The 17,214-nt window shown below is 70.8% G+C and carries 14 protein-coding genes; 2 read left to right on the top strand and 12 right to left on the bottom strand.

The features are described from left to right. Positions 1 to 31: 31 nt before the first annotated feature. Together AC0693_RS20095 and AC0693_RS20090 are read right to left on the bottom strand one after the other, a co-directional pair. Positions 32 to 742, bottom strand: coding sequence for a ribonuclease HII (locus AC0693_RS20095; protein WP_469318999.1), 711 nt, complete (start codon positions 740 to 742; stop codon positions 32 to 34). A gap of 57 nt (positions 743 to 799) precedes the next feature. Beyond that, entirely contained in the window at positions 800 to 1,402 is a 603-nt protein-coding gene (locus AC0693_RS20090) for a TetR/AcrR family transcriptional regulator (protein ID WP_478802442.1), read from the bottom strand. 142 nt (positions 1,403 to 1,544) lie between these two features. Here AC0693_RS20090 and AC0693_RS20085 point away from each other — a divergent pair, with 142 nt between their 5' ends. Continuing rightward, positions 1,545 to 3,098, top strand: a complete 1,554-nt coding sequence (locus tag AC0693_RS20085) for an MFS transporter (RefSeq protein WP_478802441.1) — start codon at positions 1,545 to 1,547, stop codon at positions 3,096 to 3,098. Positions 3,099 to 3,189: 91 nt separating this feature from the next. On the opposite strand, the gene AC0693_RS20080 is transcribed toward AC0693_RS20085, so the two are convergent. The 8 genes from AC0693_RS20080 to nrdR form a co-directional block, all read right to left on the bottom strand. Further along, positions 3,190 to 4,764 (bottom strand): DUF4153 domain-containing protein, encoded by a 1,575-nt coding sequence (locus AC0693_RS20080; protein ID WP_478802440.1) that lies wholly within the window; start codon positions 4,762 to 4,764, stop codon positions 3,190 to 3,192. A gap of 429 nt (positions 4,765 to 5,193) precedes the next feature. Next, on the bottom strand, positions 5,194 to 6,108 hold the full coding sequence (locus AC0693_RS20075; protein WP_356406120.1) for an ADP-ribosylglycohydrolase family protein: 915 nt from the start codon (positions 6,106 to 6,108) through the stop codon (positions 5,194 to 5,196). Positions 6,109 to 6,119: 11 nt separating this feature from the next. Further along, positions 6,120 to 6,779, bottom strand: coding sequence for a histidine phosphatase family protein (locus AC0693_RS20070; protein ID WP_468465037.1), 660 nt, complete (start codon positions 6,777 to 6,779; stop codon positions 6,120 to 6,122). Between the two features lie 150 nt (positions 6,780 to 6,929). After that, positions 6,930 to 7,535: a YdbC family protein gene (locus AC0693_RS20065; RefSeq protein ID WP_356406116.1), complete on the bottom strand. Its 606-nt coding sequence runs from the start codon at positions 7,533 to 7,535 to the stop codon at positions 6,930 to 6,932. Between the two features lie 33 nt (positions 7,536 to 7,568). Next, positions 7,569 to 8,399 carry an arylamine N-acetyltransferase family protein gene (locus AC0693_RS20060; RefSeq protein ID WP_478802439.1) on the bottom strand — a complete coding sequence of 277 codons (831 nt, stop codon included), beginning with the start codon at positions 8,397 to 8,399 and terminating at the stop codon, positions 7,569 to 7,571. 78 nt (positions 8,400 to 8,477) lie between these two features. Then, positions 8,478 to 9,170: a DUF6215 domain-containing protein gene (locus AC0693_RS20055; RefSeq protein WP_478802438.1), complete on the bottom strand. Its 693-nt coding sequence runs from the start codon at positions 9,168 to 9,170 to the stop codon at positions 8,478 to 8,480. Between the two features lie 175 nt (positions 9,171 to 9,345). Beyond that, positions 9,346 to 12,231: a vitamin B12-dependent ribonucleotide reductase gene (locus tag AC0693_RS20050; protein WP_478742266.1), complete on the bottom strand. Its 2,886-nt coding sequence runs from the start codon at positions 12,229 to 12,231 to the stop codon at positions 9,346 to 9,348. Between the two features lie 116 nt (positions 12,232 to 12,347). Continuing rightward, positions 12,348 to 12,860: a transcriptional regulator NrdR gene (nrdR, locus tag AC0693_RS20045; protein ID WP_356406109.1), complete on the bottom strand. Its 513-nt coding sequence runs from the start codon at positions 12,858 to 12,860 to the stop codon at positions 12,348 to 12,350. Positions 12,861 to 13,344: 484 nt separating this feature from the next. Here nrdR and lexA point away from each other — a divergent pair, with 484 nt between their 5' ends. Next, a complete protein-coding gene (gene lexA / locus AC0693_RS20040) occupies positions 13,345 to 14,136 on the top strand; it encodes a transcriptional repressor LexA (protein ID WP_478802437.1) in 792 nt (263 codons plus the stop codon). 120 nt (positions 14,137 to 14,256) lie between these two features. Here the strand turns inward: lexA and AC0693_RS20035 are convergent, their stop codons facing one another. Further along, positions 14,257 to 16,227: an ATP-dependent DNA helicase gene (locus tag AC0693_RS20035; RefSeq protein WP_468465045.1), complete on the bottom strand. Its 1,971-nt coding sequence runs from the start codon at positions 16,225 to 16,227 to the stop codon at positions 14,257 to 14,259. A gap of 247 nt (positions 16,228 to 16,474) precedes the next feature. Next, positions 16,475 to 17,131: a GNAT family N-acetyltransferase gene (locus tag AC0693_RS20030; protein ID WP_356406103.1), complete on the bottom strand. Its 657-nt coding sequence runs from the start codon at positions 17,129 to 17,131 to the stop codon at positions 16,475 to 16,477. Positions 17,132 to 17,214: the final 83 nt, after the last annotated feature.

Here is a 17,214-nt window from a genome sequence, read left to right as displayed (position 1 = left end):
AAACGTACCGGTGGGCCGCACGTGAGTGCGATCAGAATTCGAAGCCGAGCTGGCCTCCGTTTTCCAGTTCGAGCGATTCCTCGCTGCGGCGCACCTTTTTGAGGTGGCGCCACCGGGGCAGTGCGTCCAGATAGGACCACGAGAGCCGGTGGTACGCGGTGGGCCCCCGCTCCTCGAGCGCCGCCCGGTGCACGGGCGAGGGGTATCCGGCGTTGGCGCCGAAGGCGAAGTCCTCGATGCCGTCGCCCGGTTCGCCGAGTCCGGCCATCATCCGGTCGCGCCACACCTTGGCGATGACCGAGGCCGCGGCGACGGCGACGCAGGACTGGTCCCCCTTGATCACCGTGCGGACCCGCCACGGAGCGCCGAGGTAGTCGTGCTTGCCGTCGAGGATCACCACGTCGGGCCGCACGGGCAGCGCCTCCAGGGCGCGCACCGCGGCGAGCCGCAGCGCGGCGGTCATCCCCAACTCGTCGATCTCCTGCGGGGAGGCGTGCCCGAGGGCGTGGGCCGTCACCCAGCCCTCCAGGACGAGCGCGAGCTTGTCGCGCCGCTTGGGAGTGATCAGCTTGGAGTCGGTGAGGCCTTCGGGCGGGCGGCGCAGGCCGGTGACGGCCGCGCACACGGTGACGGGTCCGGCCCAGGCCCCTCGTCCGACTTCGTCGACCCCGGCTACGACCTTGGCGCCGGTGGTTGCGCGGAGGGAGCGTTCGACGGCGTGTGTGGGTGCTTCGTACGGCATGGCGCCAGCAAGGTTACGCCGCCCGGCGCCGCCTGCACACCCCGGGCCGGTCCTGGCTCACGCACGGAGCAGCGGCATCAGGACCTGGTCGATCATTTCCCGGATGTCCGGGTCCCCCCATTCGCTGCCGCACACCTTCGACCGGTACATCATGAGCGCCGGGATGACGTCCGCGACGAAGGCCCCGGTGGCATCCGGCCGGACGTCACCACGCTCGATTCCACGCTGCACCAAGGCGAGGAAGAGCCGGTGGGAGGGTTCCGTGAGCCCGGTCCGGATCAGTTCGTGGAACCGGTCCGCACTCACCGTGTCGCATTCGTGAAGGACCGAGCGAAGAGCGGTTCCGGCGCGCGAGATCATCGCGTCCCGCATGCCACGGCACAGGACGACGAGGTCCGCCCGGATGGAGCCGTGATCGGGGATCTCACCGAGCGGCGGCAGCCCCGCCCGCAGCACGTCCGCGACGAGGTCCGCCTTCGAGGACCAGCGCCGGTAGACGGCGGCCTTGCCGGTACGGGCCCCCGCGGCCACCCCCTCCATCGTGAGCCCGTTCCAGCCGACGGTGCTCAACTGCTCCAGGGCCGCGTCAAGAATCGCCGAGTCCAGTTCGGCCCCCCGTCTGCGCCCCGGTGACCGAGCTGACCAGCTCGAATCCACCACTGCCGCCACCTCCGCCCGATCCACCCGCCGGTCGCACATGTTTCCAGCCTTAATGAACGCTTGCGTTCACTAGATCGCAGCTCCTACCGTGGGCCCCGCAGTGAACGAATGCGTTCACTATTTCACTTTGGGGGGATCCTCAGTGACAAGTCCGCAACTCGCCAAGCCCCGGATACCGGGCGCCGCCCGGCGCGAGGGCCGCCCCGGAGTGGCGTTGGCCGTCATCGCCGCGTGCCAGCTCATGGTGGTGCTGGACGCCACCATCGTGAACATCGCGCTCCCGCACATCCAGGACGCCCTGTCCTTCTCCACCACCGACCTCTCCTGGGTGCTGAGCGCCTACACCCTGACCTTCGGCGGCCTGTTGCTGCTCGGCGGCCGGGCGGGCGACATCCTGGGCCGGCGCCGCGTGTTCATGGCCGGAATCCTGCTCTTCACCCTCGCCTCCCTGCTCGGCGGCTTCGCTCAGGAACCCTGGCACCTGCTGGCGGCCCGCGCCCTCCAGGGGGCCGGCGGGGCCATCGCCTCCCCCACCGCCCTCGCCCTGATCACGACGACGTTCCCGGAAGGGCCCGCACGCAACCGGGCCTTCGGGGTGTTCGCCGCCGTCTCCGCGGGCGGCGGCGCCCTGGGCCTCCTCACCGGCGGCATGCTCACCGAGTGGCTCGACTGGCGCTGGGTGCTCTTCGTCAACGTCCCCATCGGCGCCCTGATCGTGGTCCTCGCCCCGCTGTACATCAGCGAATCCGAACGCCACCCCGGCCGCTTCGACCTCGCGGGCGCGCTCACCTCCACCGGCGGCATGGCCTCGCTCGTCTACGGCTTCATCCGGGCCTCCGAGAACGGCTGGCGCGACGGGCTGACCCTCGGCTCCTTCGCCGCCGCCGTCGTCCTGCTCGCGCTCTTCGCCCTCGTCGAGTCCCGGGCGCGCGAACCGATCACGCCCCTGCGGATGTTCGCCGACCGCAACCGCGCGGGCACCTACCTGATCATGCTCAGCCTCGCCGCTGCGATGTTCGGCATGTTCTTCTTCATCGTGCAGTTCGTCCAGAACGTCCTGGGCTTCTCCCCGATCAGGTCCGGCTTCGCCTTCCTGCCGGTGACCGTCGCGATCGGCACCGCCGCCGGCCTCTCGCAGCGCTTGCTGCCGCGCTTCGGCCCCAAGCCGTTCATGGTCGTCGGCTCCACGCTGGTCGGTTGCGGCCTGGCCTGGCTGACCTTCATCCGGACCGATTCCTCGTACGTGTCCGGCGTCCTCGGACCCATGCTGCTCTTCGGTTTCGGCATGGGCCTGAACTTCGTGACCCTCACCCTGACCGCCGTCTCCGGAGTGGCCCCCGAGGAAGCGGGCGCGGCGTCCGGGCTCCTCAACGCCAGCCAGCAGGTGGGCGGCTCGCTGGGCCTCTCCATCCTGGTCACCGTCTTCGGCACCGCGAGCCGGACGGAGGCAGACCGGCAGATCCCCGACTTCCTGGCCCGCGCCGACCCGGACCAGCTGGCCGCGTTCAAGGAGAGCCGACGGCTGCCCGGGGCCTGGGGGCACGCGGTGCTGACCCAGGGCATCTCCACGGCGTTCATCGCCGCCGTCGCCATGGCGGCCGTCGCCCTGCTGTCGGCGACCCTGGTGATCCGGGTCCGCGCGAGCGACCTGGAGGCTCTCAACGGCGTGGCCGCGCAGGCGGGTCCGGCGGCCTGACGGCGCGCCGGGAGGCCGTACGGACAGCCCGTACGGCCTCCCGGCGCAGGCCCCGGCCTCCGGCCTCGGCTTGGGCCAGGCGTCCGGCCGATCAGTACTCGCTCCGGCTCCTGAAGGTGCCGAGCCCCGCGCACGTCTTGAAGGATGCCTTCACCGGACGCTCCCGCAGGATCTCGCGGGCCCGGCGGTCGCCCAGGCTCATGCCGTACCACGGCACCTCGCCCTCGTCCGCCAGGTCGTCGTTGATGCCGCGCAGCGCGCAGGAACGCAGTGGTTCCGGCAGCCGGTCCAGCGCGGGCACGGCGTCCGCGGACAGCGACTGGAAGTACGCGAGGTCGATCTTGCCCTGCTCCGTGTAGCGTCCGACGTTGCTCTCCGCGACCATTCCGTCCGGTGACAGCAGCCCGAAGGCCAGTACGGTCACCCCCGCGCTCGCCATCACGGCCCGGGGCAGCCACCGCGCGCCGAAGACCCCGGCCGCGATGATCAGTACGATCACCACGCCGAGCCACAGCTCCATCGTGACCACCGACACCCGGAGCCGGGTGAGTCCGAAGGCGTGCACGTAGAAGTCCATGCGGCGGACCGCGGAGGCCACCACGACCAGCGTGAGCAGGCACAGCGCACCCAGCACACCGCGCACGAGCCGCCTGTCCCGCGGTCCCGAACGCGGCGCCCAGCGCAGGGCGAGGGCGATCACCACGAGCGTGAGAACCGTGGCCCACAGCAGCTGCCAGAACCCCTGCCGGGCGTACTCGGCCGGGAGCAGACCGGTGCGCTCCTTCACGTTGCCGTACCCGCCGAAGAGGACGGCGAGCTGGACACCGATGAAGCCGGCGAAGAGCAGGTTGAGCAGCACCAGTGGAAGCGCCCACTCCACCGGGGACCGGGGCGTGCCGGGAGCCACGGTGACGCGGTCCCAGCGCAGCGGTGCGCCCGCGGCTCGGGCGGCCGCGAGGGCCACGACCACGCCGAGCACGAAGAGCGCCACCCGCACCGGACCGTCCGACACGGACACATCGGGAACCATCCCGCCGAGGACATCGGCGAACGCCGCGTCGGCGGACGCGAACAGTGCTCCGAAGACCACCAGCAGGGCGATTCCCACACCCGCTGCCTTCACAACGGGCCACACGTTCCGGGCGTTCCCGGTACGCCGCGCCCGCACTCCCTGCCACGCCCACCGGACCCCGGTCGGCGCCGCTTCGAGGAGTCCGAGGGGGCTGAGCAGCACCCCGGGCCAAGTGCGGCTGCCGAAGAGGGCGAGGGCGCCTAGACCGATGGCGGCCAGGATCGCCAGTGTGGAGGGCCAAGCGGACTCCCGCAGCGCCGGTACGACGAGCAGCGCCAGGCTGCCGACCCCCCACACCAGGGTCCACGGCCGGGGCCGGCGCCCCGCGGCACGGGCGGCGACGTAGGCCGCCGCGACGGCGGGCACGGCGGCGATCAGGAGCCCCGGGCCGACCCCGTCGCCGAGCAGCAGGGCGGCGACGAGGCCGCTCGCCAGGGCGGCGATCAGGGTCTCGGTGCGGATCGGCGCCGGCTCGACGGGCCGCAGCGCGGCGGACCAGTCGATGGTCCGGGCCCGCTTCCTGGCCAGGCGCTCCGCCTGGCGGGCGGCCTGCTGCGCCTCCCAGTACCGCTGGCGCTCCACGTGCTGGGCCATCCTGGCCTGCTCGACGCTCGGTCGCGGGGCCGCCGACTGTGCGGCGGGCTGCGGCGCGGGCCCCTGCCCGACGTGCTGACCGCCTCGTTGCGCGGCAGCTCCCGCCGAAGTCCCGGGGCCCGGTGCAGCGGCTGCGTCGGCCTTCTTGGCCCCGGCCGCCCCTGTGGCCTCAGTTGCACCCTTGGGCTCATCAGGCTCATTGGCCCCGCCCGTGATGTTTTCCGTCATGCGATCCCCTCCCGACAACCGCCCCCGATCGCTCGGCAGAGGGGCGGCGAAGCGGTCAGAGTAGGGGCCTGACGTGCACTTTCAGCGGATCGGGGAGACGCCTGTGGCAGGACCGTGACAAAGCCATGCGAGCACCGCGGAGGTGACGCGCGGAAGCGGATTCACCGCCTCCGCGCCCTGGACGGACGCGACGCGCCGGTCCTAGACCGCCGCCGCGGCCTCCGGCAGCCAGGCGGGCAGTGCCTCCGTCTGCGCCGTCCAGGCCGTCGGCAGCACCTCGTCCCCGCGCGCGCCCAGCACCCCGCCGACGATGGCGCAGGTCGTGTCGACGTCCCCGCCGACCTGCGCGGTCGTCCAGAACGCCTGCTCGTAGTCGTGCAGCGAACGCGCCGCCGACCACAGGGCGAAGGGCACCGTGTCGTGAGCGCTGGTGCGCCGTCCGCAGCCCAGTACGGCCGCGACCGTGGTGGCGTCGGCGTAGTCCAGCATGTCCCGCGCGCGGCGCAGTCCGGCCCCGACCGCACTACGCGGCACCAGGGCGATCACCCCGTCCAGCAGCGCGCCGGGCGTCGGCGGTCCGGCCGGCGCGGCCGCCAGCGCGGCCGCCGCGGCCACCGCCATCGCCCCGCACACGGCCTCGCGGTGCTGATGGGTGGTGTAGGCGGAGATCTCCGCCTGGTGCGTGGCCTGCTCGGGGTCGTCGGCGTACCAGGCTCCGAGGGGTGCGATGCGCATCGCGGCGCCATTGCCCCAGGAGCCCTGCCCGTTGAAGAGGGCCGAGGACAGCTCGCGCCAGTCCTGTCCCTCGCGGACGAGCCGCAGCATGCGGTTGACGGCGGGCCCGTAGCCGCGGTCGAAGTCGTGGTGCTCCGCGAAGGAGCGGGCCAGCGCGTCCTGGTCGATCCGCCCGTGGTCGGCGAGGACGGCGGCGACCGAGCACGCCATCTCGGTGTCGTCGGTCCACTGCCAGGGACCGGGCGGCAGCTCGCGCCGCTTGAGCAGGGGGTAGTTGACGGGGACGAAGAACTGGGAGCCCAGCGCGTCACCCAGCGCCAGCCCGCGCAGGCTGGCCATGGCGCGTGCGTAGCGCCGGTCGGAAGCGGGTTCAGGGGTCATCGCGGGTCACTCTAGCCGTCCAGATCGTAGGGCTCGGGTGTGGTCCACCGTTCGAAAGGGCGGTCCATCCGGTAGCGGTCGTCGTCCCCCAGCCGCAGTACCCGGAAGTCACCGTTCGGGGGGTTCGACAGGCACTCGAACTCGGACACCGACCAGTGGAACCAGCGCATGCAGAACAGCCGCATGGTCAGCCCGTGGGTCACCAGCAGCACGTTCGGCGGATGGTCCGGGGCCTCGAAGCTGCGGTAGAGGCTCTCCAGGAAGGCTCCGACCCGGTCGTAGACGTCCGCCCCCGACTCGCCCTGCGCGAAGCGGTAGAAGAAGTGCCCGTAGGCGTCCCGGTAGGCCTTCTGCAGCCGGACGTCGTCGCGGTCCTGCCAGTTGCCCCAGTCCTGCTCGCGCAGCCGCGGCTCCTCGCGCACGCGGACGCGGGCCGGGTCCAGCTTGAGGTCGCGGAAGGTCTGCAGGGTGCGCCGGTACGGGGAGACGTACGCGCTGACCGTCTCGTCGCCGAAGAGGGCCCGCAGCCGCTCGCCCGTGGCGGCCGCCTGCTCGTGCCCGGTGGGGGTCATGCGCAGGGCGTGGTCGGGTTCCCGTTCGTACACCGAGTCGTCGGCATTGCCCTCCGATTCCCCGTGCCGGACGAGGACGATGCGCCGCGGTCGTGCCATCCCACGACCCTAATCCGGCCATCGCCGCGGAACGAGCGGAGCGCGCCGATCACGCCTGTGGTCCTGGTGACATTCCTACGGTCACACCGCCACCCGACCACGGGCGCCCGGGCCGCGGCCACGCGGCCGGACAGCCCAGCGGCCACGCGATCAGACCGTCCAGGACGGTTCCAGGTCGACGACGTCCCCGGTCAGCGCCTCGACGTCGGCCTCGGTCTGCGCCCGCAGGGTGAGCCGCTCGACCCGTTCCTGGCGGTACTTGCCGTGTTCGGCCGCCGCGTGCCACATGGACAGCACCAGGAACTCCCGGCCCGGCGCCTCGCCGAAGAGCCCGCGCAGCATCCCGGGCGAGCCCGCCATGGCCGGATTCCACACCTTCTCCTGCATGAGGGCGAAGTGGTCCGTCCGCCCCTCCCGCACTTTGCAGTGCGCCACGCGCACCACGTCGGCGTCGGTGAAGCGCGGCTCGAACCCCGTCTTCACGTCGAAGCGGTGGTCGAAAAGGGTGACCCGCGGACTCGTGAACGTGCCGTGCTGGGCCGCGGCCAGCCGGTCGTGCGAACGCGCCATGAAGGAGTCGTAGAACGAACGGCTCTCCCAGAACGTGAAGACGTGCGCGACCCCTTGCCGGCCCCGGCTCCAGCCGCCGCCCTGCCCCCGGAATCCGGGTTCACCCGGCAGCCCCGCCCATTTCCGCTGCCCCCGCTCGAACCCGCGTCGGTCCGTCACCGTGCAGCGAATCCACTTGACCAGCACCGCGCCATCGTACGGTGCCCGGCACGGCCCGGGTCAGTACTCGGCCCGGTACATCCGTACCAGTTCGCCCGCGTCCCGCTCGGAGAGCCGGATCCCGAACTCCCGGTCGAGGACCGTGATCAGCTCCTCGGGCGGGACGCGCCTCCGCTCGGTCCGCCCGTCTGGGTGGAGCCGGGTGAACTCGTCGCGGACGAGCGAGATCCGGTGGTCGGCCCCGGGCACCGTGGGTCGGTGCGCGACCAGTTGCCCGATGAACGCGGAGCGCGGGTGCGAGGAGCTGTAGTGGTGCATCAGGACGTAGTCGACCGGGTAGGCGGCCTGCGGGCCGAAGGCGTACAGATCCCGCCAGGCGCCCTCGCGCAGGAAGGTCAGGACGAGCACGCCGTCGGCCTCCTCCCGGATGCCGTACGTCCACTCCCCCTGGCGCGCTTCGGCGCCCGGCCGGCTCATCGGGACGGGCTCGCGCGGCCCCTGGTGACCGAAACCCCCGTCGCACAGCCACGGTTCGCCGTCCACGGTGACCACGAGAACGGCATGCGTGACGGGCAGCAGCACGTCGCCGCGGGTGCGGTTGCGGGCACCGCGCCCGGCGACGGTGAAGCCGATCCGCTCCAGAGCGGCGGCGAGCAGCGTGTTCTGCTCGTAGCAGTACCCGCCGCGGCGGCTGCGCACGAGCTTGTCCTCGATGCTCTTGACGTCGAGCGCGAGGGGGCGGCCGAGCAGGACGTCGATGCTCTCGAAGGGGATGGCGGCGGTGTGCGCCCTGTGCACCGCGTACAACGTGTTCAGGTCCGGGACGAGTTCCCCGGCGTATCCGATCCGGTCCAGATAGGCATCCAGATCGAGTGCGTCACCGCTCCACATGTCTCCCCCGCTTCATTCGTCCGCTTCCCCGTCGGCGCGCGACCGGGTCGGCGCGCCCCCGCACCATGGTCCCCTCCGTCAGGCGGCGCTCCAGCCCGGGACCGTCGGCAGCACCTGCTCGGCGAGGCGGAGCAGCGCGGCGTCGTCGGGCAGCAGGCCGTCCTGGCGCCAGACGACCAGTTCGAAGGAGCCGCCGCCGTCCTTGCCGTCCTTGGCGACCAGCAGGCTGCGGGCCATCACGCCGGGGGCGGCGCTGCCCTTGCCGCCCGCGAGGTTGAGGGTGAGGGCCATGGTCCGGTCGGAGGAGAGGACCGCCTGGTGTCCCAGGACGGTCTGCTGCTGCGCGCTCGCCCCCAGCAGGCCGGCCAGCTGGGCGACCGGGAAACGGTCGTAGGACGACGTCAGCTTCACGTGGTGGGTCTTCAGCTCGACCTCCGCCGCGGGGGTGGCCGTCCTGGTGCCGTCGGCGTGCTCGATCGCCCCGTCGCTGCCCCAGGCGGTCACCGCATGCTCCCCCGGCGTGCCGAGCAGCGTCGCCAGGTCGGCCCGGTTCAGCGCCGCGCAGATCTGCGCTCCGGAGACGTACTGCGAAGCGGGCGGTGCACTCCGCGCCGGCGAGCAGGCCGCCGGTTCGTTCGCGCCCCGCGTGGTGCCGGTCGCGCCCTGGAGGCCCCACAGCGCGCCGAAGAGTCCCCCGACCGTCACCACCGCGGCGATCACCTGCGCCCCCGCGCTCATCCCCTTGCCGCTTACCGCATTCTCGTCGGCCATGTCCCCCACCTCGGCGTTCGCGCCCGCATGGCGCGCCGATGGAGCCTAACCGGTGATCGTTTCGGGGGAAACGGATAAACGTACCCGCCGGTAAGGGCGTGGGAAACGCAGAGGGCGGTGGAGCCCTTTCGGCTCCACCGCCCTCGACCGAGATCACATCAAGCGGAATCCGCGATCAGCTGCATCCGCTGGTCGAGCCGCAGCCCTCGCAGATGTAGCAGGACCCCGCGCGCTGCATCTTCGTACCGCAGGAGAAGCACAGCGGTGCGTCGGCGCTCACGCCGAGCTGCATCTCCACCAGTTCCGCGCTCGAGTGCGCCTGCTTGGGAGCGGGCACCTCCACCGCGGGCTTCGGCGCGGCCGGGACGACCGTGAGCGGGGCGGCCGCAGCCAGCGACTCCGTGTCCAGCTCGTCCTCCTCCAGCGGCTCGTACGAACCGGTGTCGAGGTGGCGCTGGCGCTCTTCGGCGGAGTGGATGCCGAGGGCGGAGCGGGTCTCGAAGGGCAGGAAGTCGAGCGCGACGCGACGGAAGATGTAGTCGACGATCGACTGCGCCATCCGCACGTCCGGGTCGTCCGTCATGCCGGCCGGCTCGAAGCGCATGTTCGTGAACTTGGAGACGTACGTCTCCAGCGGAACGCCGTACTGCAGACCGACCGAGACCGCGATGGAGAAGGCGTCCATCATGCCCGCGAGGGTCGAACCCTGCTTGGACATCTTCAGGAAGACCTCGCCCAGACCGTCGTCCGGGTAGGAGTTCGCCGTCATGTACCCCTCGGCGCCACCGACCGTGAAGGAGGTGGTGATGCCCGGGCGGCCCTTGGGCAGGCGCTTGCGGACCGGACGGTACTCGATGACCTTCTCGACGGCCGTGCGGATGATCTCCTCGGCCTTCTCGGTGACCTCGGCCTTCTCCTCTTCCTTCTTCTTCGCGGAGAGGGGCTGGCCGACCTTGCAGTTGTCACGGTAGATCGCGAGGGCCTTGACGCCGAGCTTCCAGGCCTCGAAGTAGATCTCCTCGATCTCTTCGACGGTCGCCGTCTCCGGCATGTTGACCGTCTTGGAGATCGCGCCGGAGATCCAGGGCTGGATCGCGGCCATCATGCGCACGTGGCCCATCGCGGAGATGGAACGCTCGCCCATCGCGCAGTCGAAGACCGAGTAGTGCTCCGGCTTGAGGCCCGGGGCGTCCACGACCACGCCGTGCTCGGCGATGTGGGCGACGATCGCCTCGATCTGCTCTTCCTGGTAGCCCATGCGACGCAGGGCCTGCGGCACGGTGCCGTTGACGATCTGCATCGAGCCGCCGCCGACGAGCTTCTTGAACTTGACCAGGGCCAGGTCCGGCTCGACGCCCGTGGTGTCGCAGGACATCGCGAGACCGATGGTGCCGGTCGGCGCGAGCACGGAGGCCTGCGCGTTGCGGAAGCCGTTCTTCTCGCCGAGGCGGATCACGTCCTGCCAGGCCTCGGTGGCCGCGGCCCAGATCGTGTTGTCCAGGTCCTCGGTGCGCGGCGCGACCGCGTTGGCGTCGGCGTGCTGGCGCATGACGCGCTTGTGCGACTCGGCGTTGCGGGCGTAACCGTCGTACGGACCGACGATCGCGGCCAGCTCGGCGGAGCGCTTGTACGCCGTGCCGGTCATCAGCGAGGTGATCGAAGCGGCGAGAGTGCGGCCGCCGTCCGAGTCGTACGCGTGGCCGGTGGCCATCAGCAGGGCGCCGAGGTTGGCGTAGCCGATGCCCAGCTGGCGGAAGGCGCGGGTGTTCTCGCCGATCTTCTGGGTCGGGAAGTCCGCGAAGCAGATGGAGATGTCCATCGCGGTGATGACCAGCTCGACGACCTTGGAGAAGCGCTCGGCGTCGAAGGACTGGTTGCCCTTGCCGTCGTCGTTGAGGAACTTCATCAGGTTCAGCGAGGCGAGGTTGCAGGACGTGTTGTCCAGGTGCATGTACTCGCTGCACGGGTTCGAGGCGGTGATGCGGCCGGACTCGGGGCAGGTGTGCCAGTTGTTGATCACACCGTCGTACTGGATGCCCGGGTCGGCGCAGGCCCACGCGGCCTCGGCGAGCTTGCGGAAGAGCGCCTTGGCGTCGACCTTTTCGATGACCTCGCCGGTCATGCGGGCGCGCAGGCCGAACTCGGTGCCGTTCTCGACGGCCGTCATGAACTCGTCGTTCACGCGGACGGAGTTGTTGGCGTTCTGGTACTGGACGGACGTGATGTCGTCGCCACCCAGGTCCATGTCGAAGCCCGCGTCGCGCAGGGCGCGGATCTTCTCCTCTTCCTTCACCTTGGTGGCGATGAAGTCCTCGACGTCCGGGTGGTCCACGTCCAGGACGACCATCTTGGCCGCACGGCGGGTGGCGCCGCCCGACTTGATCGTTCCGGCGGACGCGTCGGCGCCGCGCATGAAGGAGACCGGGCCGGAGGCGTTGCCGCCGGAGGAGAGGAGCTCCTTGGAGGAGCGGATGCGGGAGAGGTTCAGGCCGGCGCCGGAGCCGCCCTTGAAGATCATGCCCTCTTCCTTGTACCAGTCGAGGATCGACTCCATGGAGTCGTCGACGGCAAGGATGAAGCAGGCGGAGACCTGCTGCGGCTGGGGCGTGCCGACGTTGAACCACACCGGCGAGTTGAAGCTGAAGATCTGGTGCAGGAGCGCGTAGGTCAGCTCGTGCTCGAAGATCTCGGCGTCGGCGGGCGACGCGAAGTAGTCGAAGTCCTCGCCGGCCTTCGTGTAGGTCTTCACGATCCGGTCGATCAGCTGCTTGAGACCGGTCTCGCGCTGCGGGGTGCCGACGGCCCCGCGGAAGTACTTGCTGGTGACGATGTTGACCGCGTTCACCGACCAGAAGTCGGGGAACTCGACGCCACGCTGCTCGAAATTGACCGAGCCGTCGCGCCAGTTGGTCATGACGACGTCACGACGTTCCCAGGCCACCTCGTCGTACGGGTGCACGCCGGGCGTCGTGTGGATGCGCTCGATCCGAAGGCCGCTCTTGGCTGCCTTGGTTCCCTTGGTGCGGGAACCTCGTGCCGAGCCGCTCGCCGTCTCTGTCATTGCCGCCTCCCATATGCGGGCGAAACGCCCTGATGTGCCAGTGAAATTCCGTGGCACGGTGTTGTGTGATCTACGTACGCTGCCTGGCTGATCCCGGCCGCGCAGCGGCCGCCCGGTCAGTCGGCGGCGGAGGCGGGCACGGGGACCGGGGAGGTCCCGCCGGGCTCGCACTCTCGGGGCTGAGCCCGCCGGTCACGGAGTTCCGTGATGGCGGTCTCGAAGTCTTCAAGCGAATCGAACGCTTTGTACACGGACGCGAACCGCAGGTACGCGACCAGGTCCAGCTCCTGCAACGGTCCGAGTATGGCCAGGCCCACGTCGTGGGTGGTCAGCTCGGCGCTTCCGGTGGCGCGCAGCGCCTCCTCGACCCGCTGGCCGAGTTTGGCGAGGGCGTCCTCGGTGACCGGTCGTCCCTGGCACGCCTTGCGGACGCCGGAGATGACCTTGGTACGGCTGAAGGGCTCGGTCACCCCGCTCCGCTTGATCACCATCAGTGACGCGGTCTCGACCGTGGTGAAACGGCGAGAGCAGTCCGGGCACTGACGGCGCCTGCGGATCGACGTTCCGTCGTCCGTGGTGCGGCTGTCGACGACGCGGCTGTCGGGGTGCCTGCAGAAGGGGCAGTGCACGGCTCCCAACCCTCCTTCTCGGCACGACTGAATCACTTCCCGGAAAGCCCGGTGAGCAGCGGCCGACAACAGAGTCAGGGCTCTGTCACGGGCTCGGGAAGCAGCCACCAGCATATGCGATGTCGGGGAGCCCGGCAGACCCGGGGACCACAACCTCTGGGTGACTTCGCCCATCCAACCACTAGATCTTGGGTTGTGGAGGATTTACGGCGTTCCGCGTGTCGCGGCCCGCGATGGCCTGATCCAGGGGCTGGGAGTGCCACACTGGGCGCGGACCCGGGCGGGGCGATTCAACCGGCAAGGGTACCGTAAGCGGAAGATGCGGGACCGAACCTGCGTTCGGTCGGACGCTCGCCTATACACCTCTCAATACCGCCAAGATGAGCGATCCGCGATTTTTCACTCGAACGTGTGTTTGGCGCAACCTTTCGAAAGCAACTACCGTTGTCCAGCGAGGGAGAACATTTCGAGAGGGGCCGCAGACGTGACCACCACCGCAGACAGTGCCACCATCACTGCCCAGAACCGCTCCCAGAGCCGACTCGAGCCGGTGCATGCAATGAACGACTCAAGCCTGAACCCGGAGGTGGAGCCCGCACGCGCCGCGCGCTCGCTGCCGGGGCGCCCTCCAGGCATCCGCGCCGACAGCTCCGGACTCACGGACCGGCAGCGGAGGGTCATCGAGGTGATCCGCGACTCGGTGCAGCGCCGCGGCTACCCGCCGTCGATGCGGGAGATCGGCCAGGCGGTCGGCCTGTCCAGCACGTCTTCGGTCGCCCACCAGCTGATGGCCCTGGAGCGCAAGGGCTTCCTGCGCCGTGACCCGCACCGGCCGCGTGCGTACGAGGTACGGGGCTCCGACCAGCCCAGCTCGCAGCCCACGGACACCACCGGCAAGCCCGCCGCGTCGTACGTCCCCCTGGTGGGCCGGATCGCCGCCGGCGGCCCGATCCTCGCCGAGGAGTCGGTCGAGGACGTGTTCCCCCTCCCCCGGCAGCTCGTCGGCGACGGTGAGCTGTTCGTCCTCAAGGTGGTCGGCGACTCCATGATCGAGGCCGCCATCTGCGACGGCGACTGGGTCACGGTCCGCCGCCAGCCCGTGGCGGAGAACGGCGACATCGTCGCCGCGATGCTCGACGGCGAGGCCACGGTCAAGCGCTTCAAGCGCGAGGACGGCCACGTCTGGCTGCTCCCGCACAACTCCGCGTACCAGCCGATCCCGGGTGACGAGGCGACGATCCTCGGCAAGGTGGTCGCGGTACTGCGGCGGCTCTGACAGCCGCTGCCACCATCCGGCCCCGGGACTCACTGCGCCGTGTCCCGGGGCTGCTTCCTGTCCACGCTGCTTTGCCCGCCGTCGGCGCAGGTGGTCGGCTCTACTTGCAGGTGGCCGGCTCTACTTTCCGTCGGCCTTCGCCGTCGCGTCGATGGCGGCCAGTGAGCGGCGCACCTGGTTGCGGTCCGTGGTGTACCAGAAGTCGGGCAGCGTGGCGCGCACGAAGCTGCCGTAGCGGGCGGTGGCGAGCCGGGGGTCCAGCACCGCCACCACGCCGCGGTCGCCGGAAGCCCGTACCAGCCGGCCCGCGCCCTGGGCCATGAGCAGGGCCGCGTGGGTCGCGGCGACCGCCATGAAGCCGTTTCCGCCCCGCTCCTCGACCGCCTTCTGCCGGGCGCTCATCAGCGGGTCGTCGGGCCGGGGGAAGGGAATGCGGTCCATGACCACCAGCTGGCAGCTGGGTCCGGGCACGTCGACGCCCTGCCAGAGCGAGAGCGTGCCGAACAGGCAGGTCTTCGGATCGGCGGCGAAGGCCTTGATCAACTCGCCGAGCGTCTCCTCGCCCTGGAGCAGGATCGGGTGGTCGAGGCGCCCGCGCAGTTCCTCGGCGGCCGCCTTGGCTCCGCGCATGGAGGAGAACAGTCCCAGCGTCCGGCCGCCCGCCGCCTCGATCAGTTCGGCCAGCTCGTCGACCATGTCCCCGCGGGTGCCCTCGCGCCCGGGGGTGGCCAGGTGCTTGGCGACGTAGAGGATGCCCTGCTTCGGGTAGTCGAACGGCGAGCCGACGTCCAGGCCCTTCCAGACCGGTGCCTCGTCGCCCTCGACCCCTTCGGGGGACAGACCCATGGAGGCCGCGACGCCGTTGAAGTCGCCGCCGAGCTTGAGGGTCGCGGAGGTGAGGACCACGGAGCGGTCCTCGAACAGCTTCTCGCGCAGCAGGCCGGACACCGAGAGCGGGGCGACCCGCAGCGTCGCGCCGAAGCGGTCGTGCCGCTCGTACCAGACCACGTCGTACGCGGAGCCCAGGGTGATCCGCTCCGCCACGCCGTGGATGCTCTCCACGGCGGCGAGGGCCTGCTTGCGCACCGCGTCCTCGTCCTGGACGGACTTGTCGCGGGTGCCGCCGATCGCCGAGATCACGTTGCGCGAGGCATCGCGCAGGGCGAGCAGCGCGTAGCCGAGGTCCTCCGGGATCTCTTCGAGGCGTCCGGGCAGGGCCAGCTCCATCACCCGCTCGAAGGTCTCGGCGGCGGTCTGGAGGGAATCGGCGATCTTCTCGTTGACCAGCTTCGCGGACCGCTTCACGGCGCGGTTGACCTGGCCGGGGGTGAGTTCGCCGGTGGCGACGCCGGTCACCCGCGAGACCAGCTCGTGGGCCTCGTCGACGATCAGCACCTCGTGCGACGGGAGCACCGGTGCGCCTTCGATCGCATCGATGGCGAGGAGGGCGTGGTTGGTGACGACGACGTCGGCGAGTTTGGCGCGCTCGCGGGCCGCCTCGGCGAAGCACTCGGCGCCGTACGCGCACTTCGTCGCGCCCAGGCACTCGCGCGAGGAGACGGAGATCTGGGACCAGGCCTTGTCGGAGACGCCGGGGGTCAGGTCGTCCCGGTCGCCCGTCTCGGTCTCGTCGGACCAGTCGCGCAGCCGGATCAGGTCCTGGCCGAGCTTGCTCGTGGGGGCCGCCGCTTCGAACTGATCGAAGAGGCCTTCCTCCTCGTCCTGCGGAGCGCCTTCGTGCAGGCGGTGCAGGCAGAGGTAGTTGGAACGGCCCTTGAGCATGGCGAACTGGGGCCGCCGGCGCAGCTGCGGGTGCAGCGCCTCGACCGTGCGCGGCAGGTCCCGCTCGACGAGCTGACGCTGGAGCGCGAGCGTGGCGGTGGCAACGACCACGCGCTCGCCGTGGGCGAGGGCGGGCACCAGGTAGCCGAGGGACTTTCCGGTGCCGGTGCCTGCCTGGATGAGCCGGTGGGAGTTGTCGTCGATCGCTTCGGCGACGGCTTCCGCCATGGCCACCTGGCCGGGACGCTCCGTGCCGCCGACGGCGGTGACGGCGGCGTGCAGCAGGTCGGTGAGAGAGGGCTTCGTCATAGCACTGCCAACCCTACGGGGCGCCACCGACAGCGACGGCACCGGCGAGTGGTCACGACGGAGGAGGGAGCGGGATGCGGCTCCGCCGGCCCGGGGATGCGGAACCTCCCGCTGCCCGGTATCCGCCCGAATGAGCGACGACCGGAGAGCAGGCGGCAGGAGCCGACAAGAGCCGCGGCGGGGAAGAACGCGCGCCGCAAATTTTCGAGCGCCGGGAACTTAGCTGCGCGACGCAGAGTTTATTGGGTCAGAGGAGAGTGCGCAGGGCCCGCTCGCGGACCATCAGGGCGGCGCGCTTTCCGGGGAGGTCGAGCTCCGCGCAGCAGCGGAAACCGGAGCTGAGGAAGGCTGATACGGAGGGGGTGTTGCGCATGTCCGGTTCGGCGATGACGCGCGTGCAACGGGGACGGTGGTCGAGCACCAGGTCGGCGACGGCCCGCAGCAGGGCGGTGCCGAGTCCCTTGCCGCGGTTCGTTCCGTCTCCGATGAGCAGGTGGATACCGGCGTCGTGGGGGCGCGCCGGGTAGTGGCGCGCGAGCGGGTCGAGGTCGGCCCGGTAGATCTCCCAGTAGCTCATCGGGGTGTCGTCCAGGATGCCGAGGCAGGGAATGCTGCGGCCGTCGCCGTCGAGCTGCTCGCGCACGTGCGCGGCGGTCACGGAAGCGGGTCCGGAGAGGTCCCAGAAGGCGGCCACCTCCGGGTCGTTCATCCACCGGGTGAGGAGCTCCAGATCGCGTTCCAGTCGTACGGGTTCCAGGCGGAAGGCACCGGCCGGGGTGACGGCGGCTCCCCAGGCGGCCGGTGACTCCAGGAGGTCGGCTTCGGCGAGCAGCGGCAGCAGCTCGGCGGGGAAGCGCGCGTCGATGGTCGCGTCGGCGGTGGAGCCGGCGTGGGTGGAGGGCATGGGGGCTCTTCTCCGCGTCAGTCGTGAAGGGGGTGTTCGTCGCGAGGGGGCGACAGCCGGTGCAGGCGTGTCAGCCGTGGAGC

Source organism: Streptomyces sp. NPDC043876 (assembly GCF_056435825.1).
The sequence above is the reverse complement of the archived record's forward strand: the minus strand, read 5'-3'. Positions and strand labels throughout refer to the sequence as shown.

Coding starts and splice junctions, on each gene's coding strand:
- AC0693_RS20030 (WP_356406103.1), bottom strand. CDS start 17,131: ATGCCCTCCACCCACGCCGGCTCCACCGCCGACGCGACCATCGACGCG.
- AC0693_RS20075 (WP_356406120.1), bottom strand. CDS start 6,108: ATGACCCCTGAACCCGCTTCCGACCGGCGCTACGCACGCGCCATGGCC.
- AC0693_RS20080 (WP_478802440.1), bottom strand. CDS start 4,764: ATGGCCCAGCACGTGGAGCGCCAGCGGTACTGGGAGGCGCAGCAGGCC.
- AC0693_RS20095 (WP_469318999.1), bottom strand. CDS start 742: ATGCCGTACGAAGCACCCACACACGCCGTCGAACGCTCCCTCCGCGCA.
- AC0693_RS20055 (WP_478802438.1), bottom strand. CDS start 9,170: ATGGCCGACGAGAATGCGGTAAGCGGCAAGGGGATGAGCGCGGGGGCG.
- AC0693_RS20035 (WP_468465045.1), bottom strand. CDS start 16,227: ATGACGAAGCCCTCTCTCACCGACCTGCTGCACGCCGCCGTCACCGCC.
- AC0693_RS20050 (WP_478742266.1), bottom strand. CDS start 12,231: ATGACAGAGACGGCGAGCGGCTCGGCACGAGGTTCCCGCACCAAGGGA.
- AC0693_RS20060 (WP_478802439.1), bottom strand. CDS start 8,399: ATGTGGAGCGGTGACGCACTCGATCTGGATGCCTATCTGGACCGGATC.
- AC0693_RS20070 (WP_468465037.1), bottom strand. CDS start 6,779: ATGGCACGACCGCGGCGCATCGTCCTCGTCCGGCACGGGGAATCGGAG.